The 14,296-nt window shown below is 66.0% G+C and carries 11 protein-coding genes and 1 pseudogene; 10 read left to right on the top strand and 2 right to left on the bottom strand.

What is annotated here, in order from left to right:
• Window positions 1-75: 75 nt before the first annotated feature.
• The 4 genes from serA (at window position 76) to AYJ54_RS09845 (ending at window position 5,669) form a co-directional block, all read left to right on the top strand.
• Window positions 76-1,320 (top strand): phosphoglycerate dehydrogenase, encoded by a 1,245-nt coding sequence (serA, locus tag AYJ54_RS09860; RefSeq protein ID WP_063698739.1) that lies wholly within the window; start codon window positions 76-78, stop codon window positions 1,318-1,320.
• A 114-nt stretch (window positions 1,321-1,434) separates the two neighbouring features.
• Window positions 1,435-2,454 (top strand): patatin-like phospholipase family protein, encoded by a 1,020-nt coding sequence (locus AYJ54_RS09855; RefSeq protein ID WP_063698738.1) that lies wholly within the window; start codon window positions 1,435-1,437, stop codon window positions 2,452-2,454.
• Window positions 2,455-2,457: 3 nt separating this feature from the next.
• Window positions 2,458-3,912, top strand: coding sequence for a GntP family permease (locus AYJ54_RS09850; RefSeq protein WP_063698737.1), 1,455 nt, complete (start codon window positions 2,458-2,460; stop codon window positions 3,910-3,912).
• 95 nt (window positions 3,913-4,007) lie between these two features.
• On the top strand, window positions 4,008-5,669 hold the full coding sequence (locus tag AYJ54_RS09845) for a tannase/feruloyl esterase family alpha/beta hydrolase (RefSeq protein WP_063698821.1): 1,662 nt from the start codon (window positions 4,008-4,010) through the stop codon (window positions 5,667-5,669).
• A gap of 39 nt (window positions 5,670-5,708) precedes the next feature.
• Here AYJ54_RS09845 and AYJ54_RS09840 read toward each other — a convergent pair whose 3' ends face one another.
• A complete protein-coding gene (locus tag AYJ54_RS09840; RefSeq protein WP_063698736.1) occupies window positions 5,709-7,328 on the bottom strand; it encodes a DHA2 family efflux MFS transporter permease subunit in 1,620 nt (539 codons plus the stop codon).
• Window positions 7,270-8,529 carry an HlyD family secretion protein gene (locus AYJ54_RS09835; protein ID WP_063698735.1) on the bottom strand — a complete coding sequence of 420 codons (1,260 nt, stop codon included), beginning with the start codon at window positions 8,527-8,529 and terminating at the stop codon, window positions 7,270-7,272. Before AYJ54_RS09835 ends, AYJ54_RS09840 begins: the two co-directional genes overlap by 59 nt.
• A gap of 90 nt (window positions 8,530-8,619) precedes the next feature.
• Between AYJ54_RS09835 and AYJ54_RS09830 the strand changes: the two genes are divergently transcribed.
• The 6 genes and pseudogenes from AYJ54_RS09830 to AYJ54_RS09805 form a co-directional block, all read left to right on the top strand.
• The gene (locus AYJ54_RS09830) at window positions 8,620-9,279 is read left to right on the top strand and encodes a TetR/AcrR family transcriptional regulator (protein ID WP_063698734.1); all 660 of its coding nucleotides are present in this window, start codon (window positions 8,620-8,622) and stop codon (window positions 9,277-9,279) included.
• Window positions 9,280-9,374: 95 nt separating this feature from the next.
• Complete coding sequence (locus tag AYJ54_RS09825) at window positions 9,375-9,788, top strand: MarR family winged helix-turn-helix transcriptional regulator (protein WP_201724159.1); 414 nt, start codon at window positions 9,375-9,377, stop codon at window positions 9,786-9,788.
• A gap of 13 nt (window positions 9,789-9,801) precedes the next feature.
• Window positions 9,802-10,572, top strand: coding sequence for an enoyl-CoA hydratase (locus tag AYJ54_RS09820; protein WP_063698732.1), 771 nt, complete (start codon window positions 9,802-9,804; stop codon window positions 10,570-10,572).
• A 120-nt stretch (window positions 10,573-10,692) separates the two neighbouring features.
• Entirely contained in the window at window positions 10,693-12,774 is a 2,082-nt protein-coding gene (locus AYJ54_RS09815) for a methyl-accepting chemotaxis protein (RefSeq protein WP_063698731.1), read from the top strand.
• A 130-nt stretch (window positions 12,775-12,904) separates the two neighbouring features.
• The gene (locus tag AYJ54_RS09810; RefSeq protein ID WP_063698820.1) at window positions 12,905-13,846 is read left to right on the top strand and encodes a dihydrodipicolinate synthase family protein; all 942 of its coding nucleotides are present in this window, start codon (window positions 12,905-12,907) and stop codon (window positions 13,844-13,846) included.
• A gap of 227 nt (window positions 13,847-14,073) precedes the next feature.
• Window positions 14,074-14,296, top strand: a pseudogene (locus AYJ54_RS09805) (IS110 family transposase); the annotation flags it as partial.

Genomic DNA, 14,296 nt, shown 5'->3' with positions numbered 1-14,296 from the left:
TATCCAAACCCTATTGTGCTGCATCTCGTCCGCGGTCTATGAGCTGCGGGCAAAGCCGATCGTCATGGAGACATTATGCCAGCCCCAGGCCAAAACCCCGAGCGGACCGCGAAGGCGTTGCTGCTCGAAGGTGTCAATGACAGCGCCGTGGACCTGTTCAGGAGCGCGGGCTTCACCAATGTCGAGCGCCTGACCAAGGCGCTGGACGGCGAGGCGCTGCGGCAGGCGCTCAAAGGTGTGTCGCTGCTCGGCATTCGCTCGCGCACGCAGATCACCGCGGAGGTGCTTGAGGCTGCCGACCAGCTTCTCGCGGTCGGCTGCTTCAGCGTCGGCACCAACCAGGTCGATCTGCTCGCGGCGCGCAAGCGTGGCATTCCCGTCTTCAACGCGCCGTTCTCCAACACGCGCAGCGTCGCCGAGCTCGTGATCGGCGAGATCGTGATGCTGCTGCGGCGGATTTTTCCGCGCTCGGTGTCGGCGCATGACGGCGGCTGGGACAAGTCGGCGACCGGCAGCCGCGAGGTGCGCGGCCGCACGCTCGGCATCATCGGCTACGGCAATATCGGCTCGCAGCTCTCGACCTTGGCAGAGGCCATGGGCATGCGGGTGATCTTCTTCGACCGCACCGACAAGCTCCGCCACGGCAACACCGAGCCGGTCGAGAAGCTGGAGGAGCTGCTGGCGCAGAGCGACATAGTCAGCCTGCATGTGCCGGAGACGCCGGAGACTGCCGGCATGATCGGCGAGAAGGAGCTGCGGGCGATGAAGCCGGGCTCGTTCCTGATCAACAACAGCCGCGGCACAGTCGTCGATCTCGATGCGCTCGCGGGTGCCCTGCGTGACGGTCACATCGCCGGTGCCGCCATCGACGTGTTTCCGGTCGAGCCTTCGTCGAATGCCGATCGCTTCAAGAGCCCGGTGCAGGGTCTCGGCAACGTCATTCTTACCCCGCATATCGGCGGCTCGACCGAGGAGGCGCAGGAGCGCATCGGCGGCGAGGTGGCGCGCAAGCTTGTCGACTTTTTCATCACTGGCTCGACCATGGGCGCGGTGAATTTTCCGGAGGTGCAGCTGCACCTGCGTCCCTCCGGCGCGCGCTTCAGCCACGTTCATCGCAACGTGCCGGGCATGCTGCGGCGGCTGAACGAGGCCTTCCTCCAGCGCGACATCAACATTGCCGCGCAATATCTGGAGACCGCCGGCGACCTCGGATACGTCGTGCTCGACGCGGATCTCGGCGGCCAGGATTCGGCCACGCTGCTCCAGCAGATCTGCGCGCTCGATGGCACCGTCGCTGCACGGCTGGTATTCGAGCACTAGACGGCGGGAACGTCACGTTCCGGTTGCATCACACGGCCACGGCTCTCTACACTACTGTCATCGTCGGCGTGTTACAAATCGCGTCGAATTTGAGATTCAGTTGCGTGGGTGCCGATGGAACGGGACGCCGTGCTGATCGATCTTGCGCTTCAAGGCGGCGGCTCGCACGGCGCGTTCGCCTGGGGCGTGCTCGACCGTCTCCTCGAAGAGAAATGGCTCTCGATCGCCGCGATCTCCGGAACATCTGCCGGCGCGATGAACGCGGCCGTGCTGGCGGATGGCTGGACCGCCGGCGGCGCCGAGGGCGCGTGTGACGCGCTCGAGCAATACTGGCGCCGTGTCTCGCGGGCCGCGGCCTTCAGTCCGCTCCAGCGCTCCCCGCTCGACCGGCTGATGGGACGCTGGACCCTCGATACGTCGCCGGCCTATATCCTCACCGACCTGATGTCGCGGGTGCTCTCGCCCTACGATCTCAATCCGACCGGCTACAATCCACTGCGTGCGGTGCTGGCCGAGAGCATCGATTTCGAGCGCCTCGCGCGCTCGCCGATCAAGCTGTTCATCACCGCAACGCGGGTGCGGACCGGGCGCGGCCGCATCTTCCGCAACGCGGAGATCACGGCGGACGTGCTGCTGGCGTCGGCCTGCCTGCCGACCATGTTCCGCGCTATCGAGATCGACGGCGAGCCCTATTGGGACGGCGGCTTCGCCGGCAACCCGACGATCACGCCACTGGTCCGCGAAAGCGACGCACACGACACCATCCTGGTGCAGATCAATCCGACCGAGCGGCCGGAGGAGCCGCGCACGGCCGCGGAGATCCTCAACCGCCTCAACGAGATTTCCTTCAATTCACCACTGATGAAGGAGCTGCGCATGATCGCGCTGCTGCGCCAGGCCGCCGATCCCGGCAGCGGCGAGGGCGCGCGCTGGGCGAAGATGCGGACGCACAGGATCAAGAGCGAAATGCTGACGAAGTTCGGCGCGTCGTCCAAGCTCAACGCGGAGTGGGAGTTCATCTCGATGCTCCGCGCCGAGGGACGGCTGGCAGCGCAGGCGTTCCTCGACGAGCATGGCGCCGATATCGGCCAGCGTTCTACTGCCGATTTCGATGTTTTGCTGGCGGAGTGCTGAGGCATGGGGCTTCTCGGCCTTCTCGTCGGGCTCGGCCTGCTGGTGGTGTTCGCCTTCCGCGGCTGGAGCGTTCTCCTGCTCGCGCCGTTCGCCGCGCTCGTTGCCGCGCTGTTCGGTGGCGAGCCGCTGCTGGCGAACCTGACGCAGGTCTTCATGATCAGCGCTGCGGGCTTCCTGGCGCAGTTCTTCCCGATCTTCCTGCTCGGCGCCGTCTTCGGCAAGCTGATGGACGACAGCGGAGCCGTCACCGCGGTTGCGGGCTTCATGGCGGAGCGTCTCGGCGAGCGGCGCGTGGTGCTGGCGGTCGTGCTGGCCGGCGCGATGGTCACCTACGGCGGCGTCAGCCTGTTCGTCGCGTTCTTCGTCATCGCTCCGATGGCCCGTTCGTTGTTTCGTGCCGCCGCGATACCGCGCCGGTTGATTCCGGCCGCGATCGTGCTGGGGACATCGACCTTCACCATGTCCGCTTTGCCGGGCACGCCGTCGATCCAGAATGCGATCCCGATGCCGTTCTTCGGCACGACACCCTTTGCCGCGCCCGGCCTCGGCATCGTTGCCTCGCTCGTCATGCTCGCCACGGGATTGTGGTGGCTGCGCCGCGCCGAGGCTGCCGCGCGACGCGCCGGCGAAGGCTATGGCGAGGACACGGAGGATGCGACTGAGCGCGCCGCCGCCGATGAGCTCGTGCGCGAACGCGCGACGACGGCGCGCGAGTTCGACCCGGCGGAGCTGCGGCACGGGCAACGGAGCGGCGCGCCGTCACCGGTCGTAAGCGCGATCCTGCCGCTGATCGTCGTCGTCGCCGTCAACCTCCTGATGTCGCTGGTGGTGTTGCCGCGGCTAGACGTCTCCTATCTCGCCGAGCCGCGCTTCGGCAGTACGTCGCTGGCGGCCGTCGCGGGCGTATGGTCGGTTTCGGTCGCGCTCACTGCCGCCATCGTGACGACCATCGTGCTGAACTGGACCCGGCTGCCGGCGCTGCGGCAGACCATGGACGCAGGCGCCAACGCATCCGTCCTGCCGGCGGTCAGCGTCGCCAGCCTCGTCGGTTTCGGCGCGGTCGTCGCCTCGCTGCCGGCGTTCACCGCGGTGCGCGATTGGGTGCTCGCGATCGAAGGCGGCCCGCTGGTGTCGCTTGCGGTGGCCACCAACGTCCTGGCCGCGCTGACCGGCTCGGCATCGGGGGGCCTGACCATCGCGCTCGACGCGCTGGGCCCGACCTATGTCGAGCTTGCCTCGCGCACCGGCATCGACCTCGGCCTGATGCATCGCGTGGCGGTGATCGGCTCGGGGACGCTCGACATCCTGCCGCACAACGGCGCCGTGGTCAGCCTGCTCGCGATCTGCGGCCTGACGCATCGCGACAGCTATTTCGACATCGTCATGGTAGGCATCGTGACATCGCTGCTGGCGCTGGTGGTCGTGATCGTAGCAGGCAGCGTGCTCGGATCATTCTAGCCCGGATGCGGATGTCCTTCATTGACGGGGCATCGAAGGTCGCATTGAATGCGGCCTCCTGTCGGACCGAACGAAAACACAAAGGGTTGGAAACGATGGCGCGAATGGATGCGAGACTGTGTGCGCTGCTCGCGGGCGCGATGACGGTGCTGGGCGCGAACGCCGCATCCGCGGTGACGCTGCCGGAGGATGCCGACACCGTCTGCAAGGGCCTCGTCGGCGGCGGCGGTGCGGTGAAGTTCGATTCCGCAACGTTGCAGGCGCCGGCGCAGCTCACCGTTGCCGAACGTGGGCCGACGCCGTCGGGCCGGGTCACGCCCGCCAATCCCGCTTTCTGCAAGGTGCTCGGCCATGTCGAGCCGACCGATCCCAAGGCGCCGCCGATCAAATTCCAGGTCAATCTGCCGGTCGAATGGAACGGCCGCTCCGTGCAATATGGCGGCGGCGGATTCAACGGCGTGCTGATCACCGGCTTGGCGCTTCCGCCGGCCTATCCCTTCGACAAGCCGTCGCCACTCGCGCGCGGCTTCGTCACCTACGGCACCGACTCCGGCCACGAATCCAAGCCGGGCGAGCCGCCGCAGCTCTTCGCGCTGAACGACGAAGCCTTCGAGAATTTTGCCCACCGCGCCTACAAGAAGGTGCGCGACGCCGCCGTCGCGCTGATGGAGCGCGCCTACGGCAAGAAGCCGGAGAAGATGTATTTCATGGGCTCGTCCGAGGGCGGCCGCGAAGGCCTCACCATGGCGCAGCGCTATCCGGACGATTTCGACGGCATTTTCTCGCGCGTGCCCGTCATCAACTGGGTCGGCTTGCAGCATGCCGGCACGCGCTCGGGCCTCGTGACCATGGGCGAGGGCTGGATCAATCCGGCGCAGGTGAAGCTCGTAGCCGATGCCGTGCGGAGGACCTGCGACAAGGCCGACGGCTCCGACGATGCGCTGGTGCAGGATCCCGTCGCCTGCAAGGCGGCGTTCAAGGTCGAGACGCTCCGTTGTGCGAGCGGCAAGAGCGGCAACCAGTGCCTCACCGATGCGCAGATCAAGGCGGTCGACACGTTGCACGCGACCTACAGATTCCCGTTCCCGCTCGCCAACGGTCTTGATGACTACCCGGGCTGGGGAGTCTCGGGCGAGGACACGCCGGCGGCCGGCCCAACCGGCGGCTGGGTCGCGTGGTGGCTCGGCACCGCGCCCCCGGCGCAGCCGCCCGCGCCCAACAACGGCATCGCCTGGATCTACGGCGCCGGCGGCATTCAATATGTGTTCGCGCGCGATCCCAAGCTGGACGTCACGACCTACAAGGTGGAGGAGCACAAGGCGCGGCTGCTCGAGGTCTCCAGCCTCATGGACTCGACCAATCCCGATCTCAGCCGTTTCCGCGCGCGCGGCGGCCGGCTGATCATGCTCGAGCACATGGCCGACTATGCGCAGAGCCCCTATGCCGGCATCCGTTATTTCGAGAGCGTCGAGCGCAAGCTCGGCAAGGCCGAGACCGCCGAGTTCGCGCGGCTCTATACCGCACCCGGCGTCGACCATGTCGGCTCCGGCGCGCCGGCCAATGTCGACATGCTGAGCGTGCTGGTCGACTGGGTCGAGAAAGGCAAGGCGCCCGGCGATCTCGAGGTCACTGAGCAGAAGGACGAGGCGCCGTCGTTTGCGACACTACGCGCGCTGCCGCTGTGCCGCTGGCCGGCCTGGCCGCACTACAAGAGCGGTCCAATGACGGAGGCTTCAAGCTTTACCTGCGCGCCGTGAGCTTTCGCCTCGCCCCGCAACCGGGGCGAGGCGAAGACGCTAATGCGCCGGTCCGCCGGCCGCCTTCACGCGCCGGGTCAGCATCACCGCGATCGCGGCGAGCACCAGCACCACGCCGATCACCGCAAAAGTGTCGGAATAGCCCATCACCAGCGCCTGGCGCTTGACGGTCTTGCCGAGCGCAATGATCGCCTGCTCGCGCGCGGCGTTGGGGTCGGGCACGCCGTGCGCCATGAAATAGTTGGTGAGCTGCGCGATGCGGGTGCGGACCTCCTCGCGGCCGAGTGTGACCGAATGGCCGATGATGTTGGAGTGGAACTGCTCGCGCTTGGTGACGATGGTCGCGAGCACCGCGGTGCCGATGGCGCCGCCGAGGTTGCGCATCATGTTGGAGATGCCGGACGCGGCGGCGGCATCCTGCGGCGCGACGCTGCCGAGGCTGAGCGCCGAGAGCGGCGCCAGGGTCAGCGCCTGGCCGACGGCGCGCACGACATTGGGGGCAAAGAACTGGTCGCCGGAATAGTCGAGCGACATCATGATGTTCATGAACGAGCTCGCGGCGAACAGGAGCAGCCCGACGGTTGCGATGTAGCGGGTGTCGAACCGTTGCATCAGCTTCGGCACCAGCGGAATCAGGAGAAGCTGCGGTAGGCCAGTCCAGGCCAGCACGTTGCCGATCTGCTCGGCATTGTAGCCCTGCACCTGGCCGAGATAGGCGGGCAAGAGATAGACCGAACCGAACAGCGCGAAGCCGAGGAACACCGCAGCGATCGTGCCGACACCGAAATTCCACTGCGTCAGCAGGCGCAGGCGCAGGAGCGGCTTTTCCACCACGAGTTCGTTATAGATAAACAGCGACAGGCTGACCGCCGCGATGATGGCGAGCCGCACGATGAAGGGCGAGCCGAACCAGTCGTCCTTGTTGCCTTCCTCCAGCACGGCCTGCAGGGAGGCGAGGCCGACCGCCATGGTCGCAATGCCGAACCAGTCGCCTTCGCGCAGCAGCCCAAGCTGCAGCGGCTGGCGCTCCAGGGTGAAGAACAGCGTGATCACCATGACCGCGGTGGGCACGACATTGACGAAGAAGATGGTCTGCCAGCCGTAGTTCTCGGTGAGATAGCCGCCGATGGTCGGGCCGATCGCGGGCGCAAAGGTGACGGCGAGCGAGAACATCGCAAGGCCGATCGGCTGCTGGGCCTTCGGCAGCTTGGTGAAGACCAGTGTGAAGGCCATCGGGATCAGGACGCCGCCGAAGAAACCCTGGAGGCCGCGCATCGCGATCATCGAAGGAAGATCGTGCGTGAAGGCACAGGCCACCGAAAACACCGCGAACAGCGTCGCGAAGCTCAGGATGATGTTGCGGAACGAGAACACGCGGGACAGGTAGTCGGTGAGCGGAATGACGATGATCTCGCCGATCAGGTATGAGGTCGAGATCCAGGATCCGTTGTCGACGCCGGTGCCGATGCCGCCCTCGATGTTGAGCAGCGAGGCGTTGGTGATCTGGATGTTCAGGATCGCCATGAAGGCGCCGATCATCGCCGCAAAGACGGCGATCCAGATCGTGGCGCTCGCGCGGTTGGGATCGGCGGCGGCGCGATCAGGCGTCGCGGCCGGCGTTGCGAGTGCTGGCGTCGAGATTGTGAGGCTGTTTGACATGGCACGATCCTCCGGAAACAAGCTTGGGCTTGATCTTTGCCTTGGGCGTCGCGGCCGCTTGCGCGGTCGGCGCTGAGCGCGTTGCGATCGTGGGAATCACGGACATGCCGGGCCGCAGCGCGATCGCGGGCACGGTCTCGGCATCCAGCGCGATCTTGACGGGGATGCGCTGCACCACCTTGGTGAAGTTGCCGGTGGCGTTATCGGGTGGCAGCAGCGCGAACTCCTGGCCGCTGGCCGGCGCGATGGAATCGACGTGACCGTGCACGATCTGGCCCGGGAACGTGTCCACCTCGATCTCGACCTGCTGTCCCGCCCGCACGTTGGTGAGCTGGGTCTCCTTGAAATTGGCGACGATGTAGGCGCCTTCGGCCGGCACGATCGACATCAACTGCGTACCGGCCTGCACATACTGGCCGACGCGGAGCGTGCGGTTGCCGACCACGCCGTCGATCGGGGAGACGATCGTGGCGTAGCCGAGGTTGAGCTCGGCCTGCTGCTGGATCGCTGCTGCGCGGGCGGCCGCCGCCTTGGCCTGCACGATCTCGGCCTTCAAGAGATCGACCTGCTTGAGGGCGGAAACGAGATTGGCGTTGTCGCGCTGGATAGCGGCGTCCGCGCCGGCGTCGCGCGCCTGTGCCTGCTGCGCATTCTGCACGCTGCCATAGCCGGTCGCGGCGAGGTCGGTGTAGCGCTTGTTCTCCTGGCTCGCGAACCTCTTCGACGCGGTGTCGACGTCGATCGTCGCCTTTGCCGCCGCGATCACCGCCTGCTGAACCTCGAGCTGGGCCTCCTTGCTTGCCACAGTCGCGTTCGCGGCGGCGACATCGGCCCGGGCCTGGTCGAGCGCCACCCTGAAGTCACGGCTATCGATCCGGGCCAGCACCTGGCCGGCTTTCACATGCTCGTTATCGCCGACCAGGACGTGGTCGAGATAGCCGCTGACCTTCGGCGCGATGGTGGTGTTGTCGGCCTTCACATAGGCGTCATCGGTGGAGACCAGGAACCGGCCGACGGTCCAATAGTCGTAGCCGTACCAGCTCGCCCCCGCCAGCGCGACCGCCGCCATCCCAGCCAGCAACAGCTTGCGAACGTTCAGCTTTTGACGAACCGCGGATGGCGCGGCAGGCAGGACGCCCTCGAGTGCGTTCGCCGGAATGGCGGTCTGGGCGACGTTGGATGGGTTGGTGTGGACGGTCATGGCCGCTCCCCTGAATTAGGAAACTTGACGATTTCCAAAATAGGCCTAGCTTTAGGACTGTCAATGGAATGACAGGCATCATCCAAAAACATGGCTCAGGCAAAATCTTCAGGGGAATGCCGCCCCCGCGGGCGGCCACAACTGCGCAGCGACGAGGAGACGAAGCAGATCGTCTTCGACGCCGCACGGCACGCCTTCGCCGTCGACGGTTATGCTGCGACCAGCACCGAAGAGCTGGCGCGCCGCGCCGGCATCTCCACCAAGACGCTCTATCGGCTGTTTCCGGGCAAGGCCGCGTTGTTCGCGGCCATGTGCGCGGATCGGCTTGAGCGGTTGCTCTCCGACGTTCATCTCCAGGCGAACGACGACGTCGAGATCGAAGCGGGCCTGCGCGCCGCGCTGCTCGCCTGCGCCGATCTCGCGCTCGATCCGGAAGTCGTGGCGTTGCAGCGCATGATCTTGCAGGATTCCGCCGAATTCCCCGAGCTCGCCGCGACCTTCTATAAGAATGGCATTTCCCGGACGGCGACGGCCCTTGCGCGCTGGCTCCGCGTCCAGGTGAAGAAGAAGCTCATCGCGATTGATGACGTCGACGAGGCCGCCGGCATGCTGATCGGCATGGTCGCATCGGCGCCGCAGCGCGCAGCGATCTATGGCGGCATACCTTTGCCGTCGCGCAAGGACATCGAGCGGCGTGTGCGAACCTGCGCGACCCTCTTTCTCGACGGCTGCCGTGCAACACCGCCGTAGCGACGACAGCGCTTTGACAATCCTGTCGCGCTCCATTATATATTTCGCATGCGAAACAAATCGACCTGCGCTTGACCGCGCCAAGACATCACCGCTTGATCTATCTGCTCAGCGTCGCGCAGCGGCGCTTGCAGCGCTGGATGGCTGCGCAGCCGCATAGCGAGGTGACACCGGCGCAGGCGGGCCTGTTGTTCATCCTCGGCAAGCAGAATGGCATCCTGATGGGCGAGGCGGGGGCCGCGCTCGATCTCGGGCCTGCCGGCATTTCCGGCCTCGTCGACCGCACGGCGGCGGCAAAACTGGTCGAGCGGCGGGCCGATCGCGAGGACGGGCGCGCCTGGCGCGTATGGCTCACGCCGAAAGGCCGCATTGCGCTGGCGCAGGCGAAAACGGCGGCGGCCGAAGTCAATGCGGCGCTGACGCAAGGATTTACCAGTGCGGAGATCGACATCGTCGCGCGTTGGCTGACGAGCATTCAGGACAAATTTCCAAGAGACCCAGAGGACTAAGAGGAGCAGACGAATGACCGAGCATGTCCGGATCGAGAGCAACGGCGGAATTCTCACCCTCACCCTGGCGCGTCCCGACAAGAAGAACGCGCTGACGGACGCGATGTACGGCAGGCTCGCCGACACCATCGAATCCGCCGAATTGGATTCGTCGGTGCGCGTGCTGCTGATCCGTGGCGAAGGCGACATGTTCACTGCCGGCAACGATGTCGGCGAGTTCGCGGCCGTGGCGAGCGGCAAGTCCGAAGGCAGCCGCAACGTCGTGCGCTTCATCCAGTCGCTGGCGCGCTGCACCCGCCCGCTGGTCGCGGCCGTGCAAGGCCGCGCTGTCGGCGTCGGCACCACGATGCTCCTGCATTGCGACCTCGTCTTGCTCGCCGACAATGCGCAACTGTCGACGCCGTTCGTCAGCCTTGCGCTGGTGCCGGAAGCCGCTTCCAGCCTGCTGATGCCGGCGCGCATCGGCTACGCCCGCGCCTACGAGATGTTCGCGCTCGGCGAGACCGTGCCGGCCAAGGCTGCGCTGGAATGGGGCCTCGCTAACCGGGTGGTGCCGCTTGACAAGCTCGATACTGAGGCGCTCGCGCTGGCCCAGCGCCTCGTCCGTCAGCCGGCCGGCGCGCTCACCGCCACCAAGCGCTTGATGCGCAATGGCGAGGCGCTGGTCGCGCAGATGAACGCGGAGGGCGAGCAGTTCGCGCAGCGCCTGCGCACGGCCGAGGCGCGCGAGGCGTTCACGGCCTTTGCCGAACGCCGCCCGCCCGACTTCACGAAAGTTGCATAATGTCGGCGGCCTAAAGGGTCGGCAAATCGGGAGTTGTTCCCAATTCGATTAAAACCTTAACGAAACATTGGCATGTCGCGATGCAAGGTGGCCACCAGTGAAGACTAGGCCCCCCTGCTCATGGCAATATTTAAGAAATCGGTAAGCACGCTCCTCCTGGTCCTGATGGCCTTGCTGGCCGTCGGCGCTCTCACTAGCACGGCGATCCAGATGGCCGGGGCTTTCGGCCGCTATCGCGACAGTCTCGAGACCGGGCGCCTTGCCGCCGCCGACAAGGCGATCTTCCAGGGCGTGCTGTCACTGCGCAACAATCGTGGCGACGCGCAGAGCGCATTGCTCGGCGAGGACGATCCGCGCACCAAGCTCAGCGAAGCCGAGAAGGCCGAGCAGGCGGGCTTTGAAGCCATCGCCGCGGCGCTTCCTACCGTCGAATTTGCCGGGCGCGACGAACTCGCCAGCACGCTGAAGCAGCGCTGGAGCGAAGCCGCGCCGCAGTTCCAGCTGTTCTATGACGAGGCGAAGCGCCCGCGTGTCGAACGCAAGATGGAACGCACCGGCGCCTGGTACGACGCCGTCACCAAGGTCATCGATACGGCGAATCTCGCGTCCACCGCGGTGTCGAACCGTGCCTGGATGAACGATCCCTTCATCGCCCGCATGATTCAGGTCCGACGCCTCGCCTGGCAGGTGCGTGACCGCTACGGCATCCAGTGTTCGTCGCTGCGTCCGAACATCAACAGCAGCAAGCCGCTCGACGAGACCCAGAAGCAGACCGTTGCCAGCTGGAACGGGATCGTCAATGCCGGCTGGACCGGCATGGGCGAGCTTCTGGCCGCGCCTGACGTAACGGCGGAGCTGGTCAACGCGGCGAAGGACGCGCGGGCCAAGACCGACGGCGTTCTCAAGCAGATCGGCGAGCTCACCAAGAACCTCGACGGCAGCGGTCGCCCGGCGTTGCCTGCGTCGGAATGGAATACGCTCTGCCAGTCGCCGTTCGCCCTCATCGTCGCGGTCGCAACCAAAGCACTCGACCAGTCGATCGCGCGCGCGGAGGCGGTTCAGGAGAGAGCCCTCACCAACCTCGTCGTACAGTCGCTCGCGTTTCTGCTTGCTCTGGCCGTGACCCTGGCTGGCGTGTTCGTGGTGCGCAACCGCCTCGTTCGTCCAGTGCGCGCTATCCTGGACGCGATCGCGCGCATCGGCGCACGCGATTTTGCGACCCCGGTTCCGCAGTCGAAATATCCCGACGAGTTCGGCACCATGGCTGCCGCGCTCGAGAGCCTGCGCGAGAGCGCGGCGACCGCGGAGCGGTTGGGCCAGGAACGCGAATCGCAGCAGGCGTTGCAGCTCGCGCGTTCCGGCACGGTCGATGCCGCGTGCCGCAGCTTTGACGACACCGTTCAGGCCGTCATTCAAAGCGTCGCGACCTCGGCGAAGGAGCTCGATGCGACGGCGACCGGCATGCGTTCGCTGGTCTCGGAATCGAGCAGCGAGACCGCGGCCGTCTCCTCCGCCGCAGAGCAGGCCACCAACAATCTCGAAACCATCGCGGCCGCGACCGAAGAACTCTCCGCCTCCGTCGGCGAAATCTCGGCGCAAGTGCAGGCCAGCGCGCGCGAGGCGCGCGAGGCGGTGGCGCAGGCCGAGCAGACCAATGCGACGGTCGAGATCCTCGACCAGACCGCAAGCCGCATCGGTGAAGTCGTGAAGATGATCAACGCCATCGCCGGCCAGACCAACCTCCTGGCGCTGAACGCGACCATCGAGGCCGCGCGCGCCGGCGAAGCGGGAAGGGGCTTTGCCGTGGTCGCCGGCGAGGTCAAGAGCCTCGCCGCGCAGACCGCGACCGCGACCGAAGAGATCTCGCGCCAGGTCGAGGAGATCCAGGGTGCGACGGGTCAGGCGGTCGCCGCCATCCGCTCCATTGGTGGCGCGATAGGCGGCATCGACGAGAAGATGACGGCGATTGCCGCGGCTGTCGAAGAGCAGCGCGCGGCCACCACCGAGATATCGCGCAACTTCCAGCAGGCCGCACAAGGCACCCGCGAGGTCACCGACACCATCGGCAGCGTCGCCAGCCTCAACCGCGAGACCGGCAATGCGGGCAACGTGCTGTTCGAATCGGTCAGGAAGATGTCGGCCGACGCCGATCGCCTTCGCGTTGCGGTCGAGGGTTTCCTCGGGGCGGTGAAGACCGCATAGCCTCAAACATTCCTTTGTCCCAACGGCGCGCGGATCGGCATTGCCGCCGGTCCCCGCGACGAGTACATCTGTGACGCCGCGCCACGCGCTCTGCGACAGAGTTACGAGATCATCAGGGATGGAGAATTCGATGCCGGTCACGCCACAACCCAAGGCCCAGCGCCCCTATCGCGGCGTGTTCCCGGTCGTGCCCACCATCTTCAACGATCGCGGCGAGCTCGATCTCGAGGGCCAACGCCGCTGTGTCGATTTCATGATCGATGCCGGCTCAAACGGCCTCTGCATTCTCGCCAATTTCTCCGAGCAGTTCGTGCTCACCGATGCCGAACGGGAAACCGTGATGCATGCGGTGCTGGAGCATGTCGCCGGCCGGGTTCCCGTCATCGTCACCACCAGCCATTTCAGCTCGGCCGTTTGCGCCGCGCGCAGCAAGCAGGCCGAAGCGGCGGGTGCTGCCATGGTGATGGTCATGCCGCCCTATCACGGCGCGACCTTTCGGGTGCCCGAGAAGGGCATCGTCGAATTCTTCAAGGTGCTCTCAGGCGCGATAAATATTCCCATCATGATCCAGGACGCGCCGGTGGCGGGCACGCCGCTGTCGGTCGAGCTGCTCGCGCGGCTGTCGCGCGAATTCTCCAACATCCGCTATTTCAAGATCGAGGTGCCCGGCGCTGCCACAAAGCTCAGGAGCCTGATCGAGGCGGGCGGCAGCGACATCGAGGGCCCGTGGGACGGGGAAGAAGCGATCACGCTGCTAGCCGATCTCGACGCCGGCGCCACTGGTGCGATGACCGGTGGCGGCTACCCCGACGGCATCCGCCAGATCGTTGATCCCTATTTCGCGGGCAAGCGCGAGGAGGCGAAGGCCGCCTATGAACGCTGGCTGCCGCTGATCAACTACGAGAACCGCCAATGCGGCCTGATCGCCTGCAAGGTCATGATGCAGGCCGGCGGCGTGATCAAGTCGGACGCCGTGCGGCATCCCTTGCAGCCGCTGCACCCGGCGACGCGCGCGGGGCTCCTGGAACTGGCGAAGGAGCGCGATGCGCTCGCGCTGCGGTGGGGGAAGTAGCGCGCCGCTTATTCCGCCGTCGTTAGATATCTCCGCTGTCGTCCCGGACAAGCGCAGCGAAGCGGAGCGCAGATCCGGGACCCATAACCACAGGATGGAGTTTGGCGAAGACTCGGGGTTACGCGCTCGCGCCACAACTACTCCCTGGGGTTGATGGTGTGGACGGCCCCCTACGGCATCAGTGTGCCAGAATGAGGTTGTCAGAAACTCATTCGCAGGAGCCGTCCGTGAGCCAGATTATCCGCATTGGGATGGATACGTCGAAGTATATTTTTCAATTGCATGGGGTTGATGCATCGGAATCGGTCGTGCTTCGCAAGCGGCTGAGCCGCAAGGCGATGCGGGCGTTCTTTGCCAAGCTGCCGCCGACGGTGGTGGCGATCGAGGCCTGCGGGGCCGCCCACCACCTGGCGCGAGAGCTTGGCAAGCTGGGGCACACGGCCAAGCTGA

It is taken from the genome of Bradyrhizobium centrolobii (assembly GCF_001641635.1).
Taxonomy (GTDB): domain Bacteria; phylum Pseudomonadota; class Alphaproteobacteria; order Rhizobiales; family Xanthobacteraceae; genus Bradyrhizobium; species Bradyrhizobium centrolobii.
The sequence above is the reverse complement of the archived record's forward strand: the minus strand, read 5'-3'. Positions and strand labels throughout refer to the sequence as shown.

Bases quoted from the DNA above. Each gene is read 5' to 3' on its own strand.
- serA (WP_063698739.1), top strand. From the start codon at position 76: ATGCCAGCCCCAGGCCAAAACCCCGAGCGGACCGCGAAGGCGTTGCTG.
- AYJ54_RS09855 (WP_063698738.1), top strand. From the start codon at position 1,435: ATGGAACGGGACGCCGTGCTGATCGATCTTGCGCTTCAAGGCGGCGGC.
- AYJ54_RS09850 (WP_063698737.1), top strand. From the start codon at position 2,458: ATGGGGCTTCTCGGCCTTCTCGTCGGGCTCGGCCTGCTGGTGGTGTTC.
- AYJ54_RS09845 (WP_063698821.1), top strand. From the start codon at position 4,008: ATGGCGCGAATGGATGCGAGACTGTGTGCGCTGCTCGCGGGCGCGATG.
- AYJ54_RS09840 (WP_063698736.1), bottom strand. From the start codon at position 7,328: ATGTCAAACAGCCTCACAATCTCGACGCCAGCACTCGCAACGCCGGCC.
- AYJ54_RS09835 (WP_063698735.1), bottom strand. From the start codon at position 8,529: ATGACCGTCCACACCAACCCATCCAACGTCGCCCAGACCGCCATTCCG.
- AYJ54_RS09830 (WP_063698734.1), top strand. From the start codon at position 8,620: ATGGCTCAGGCAAAATCTTCAGGGGAATGCCGCCCCCGCGGGCGGCCA.
- AYJ54_RS09820 (WP_063698732.1), top strand. From the start codon at position 9,802: ATGACCGAGCATGTCCGGATCGAGAGCAACGGCGGAATTCTCACCCTC.
- AYJ54_RS09815 (WP_063698731.1), top strand. From the start codon at position 10,693: ATGGCAATATTTAAGAAATCGGTAAGCACGCTCCTCCTGGTCCTGATG.
- AYJ54_RS09810 (WP_063698820.1), top strand. From the start codon at position 12,905: ATGCCGGTCACGCCACAACCCAAGGCCCAGCGCCCCTATCGCGGCGTG.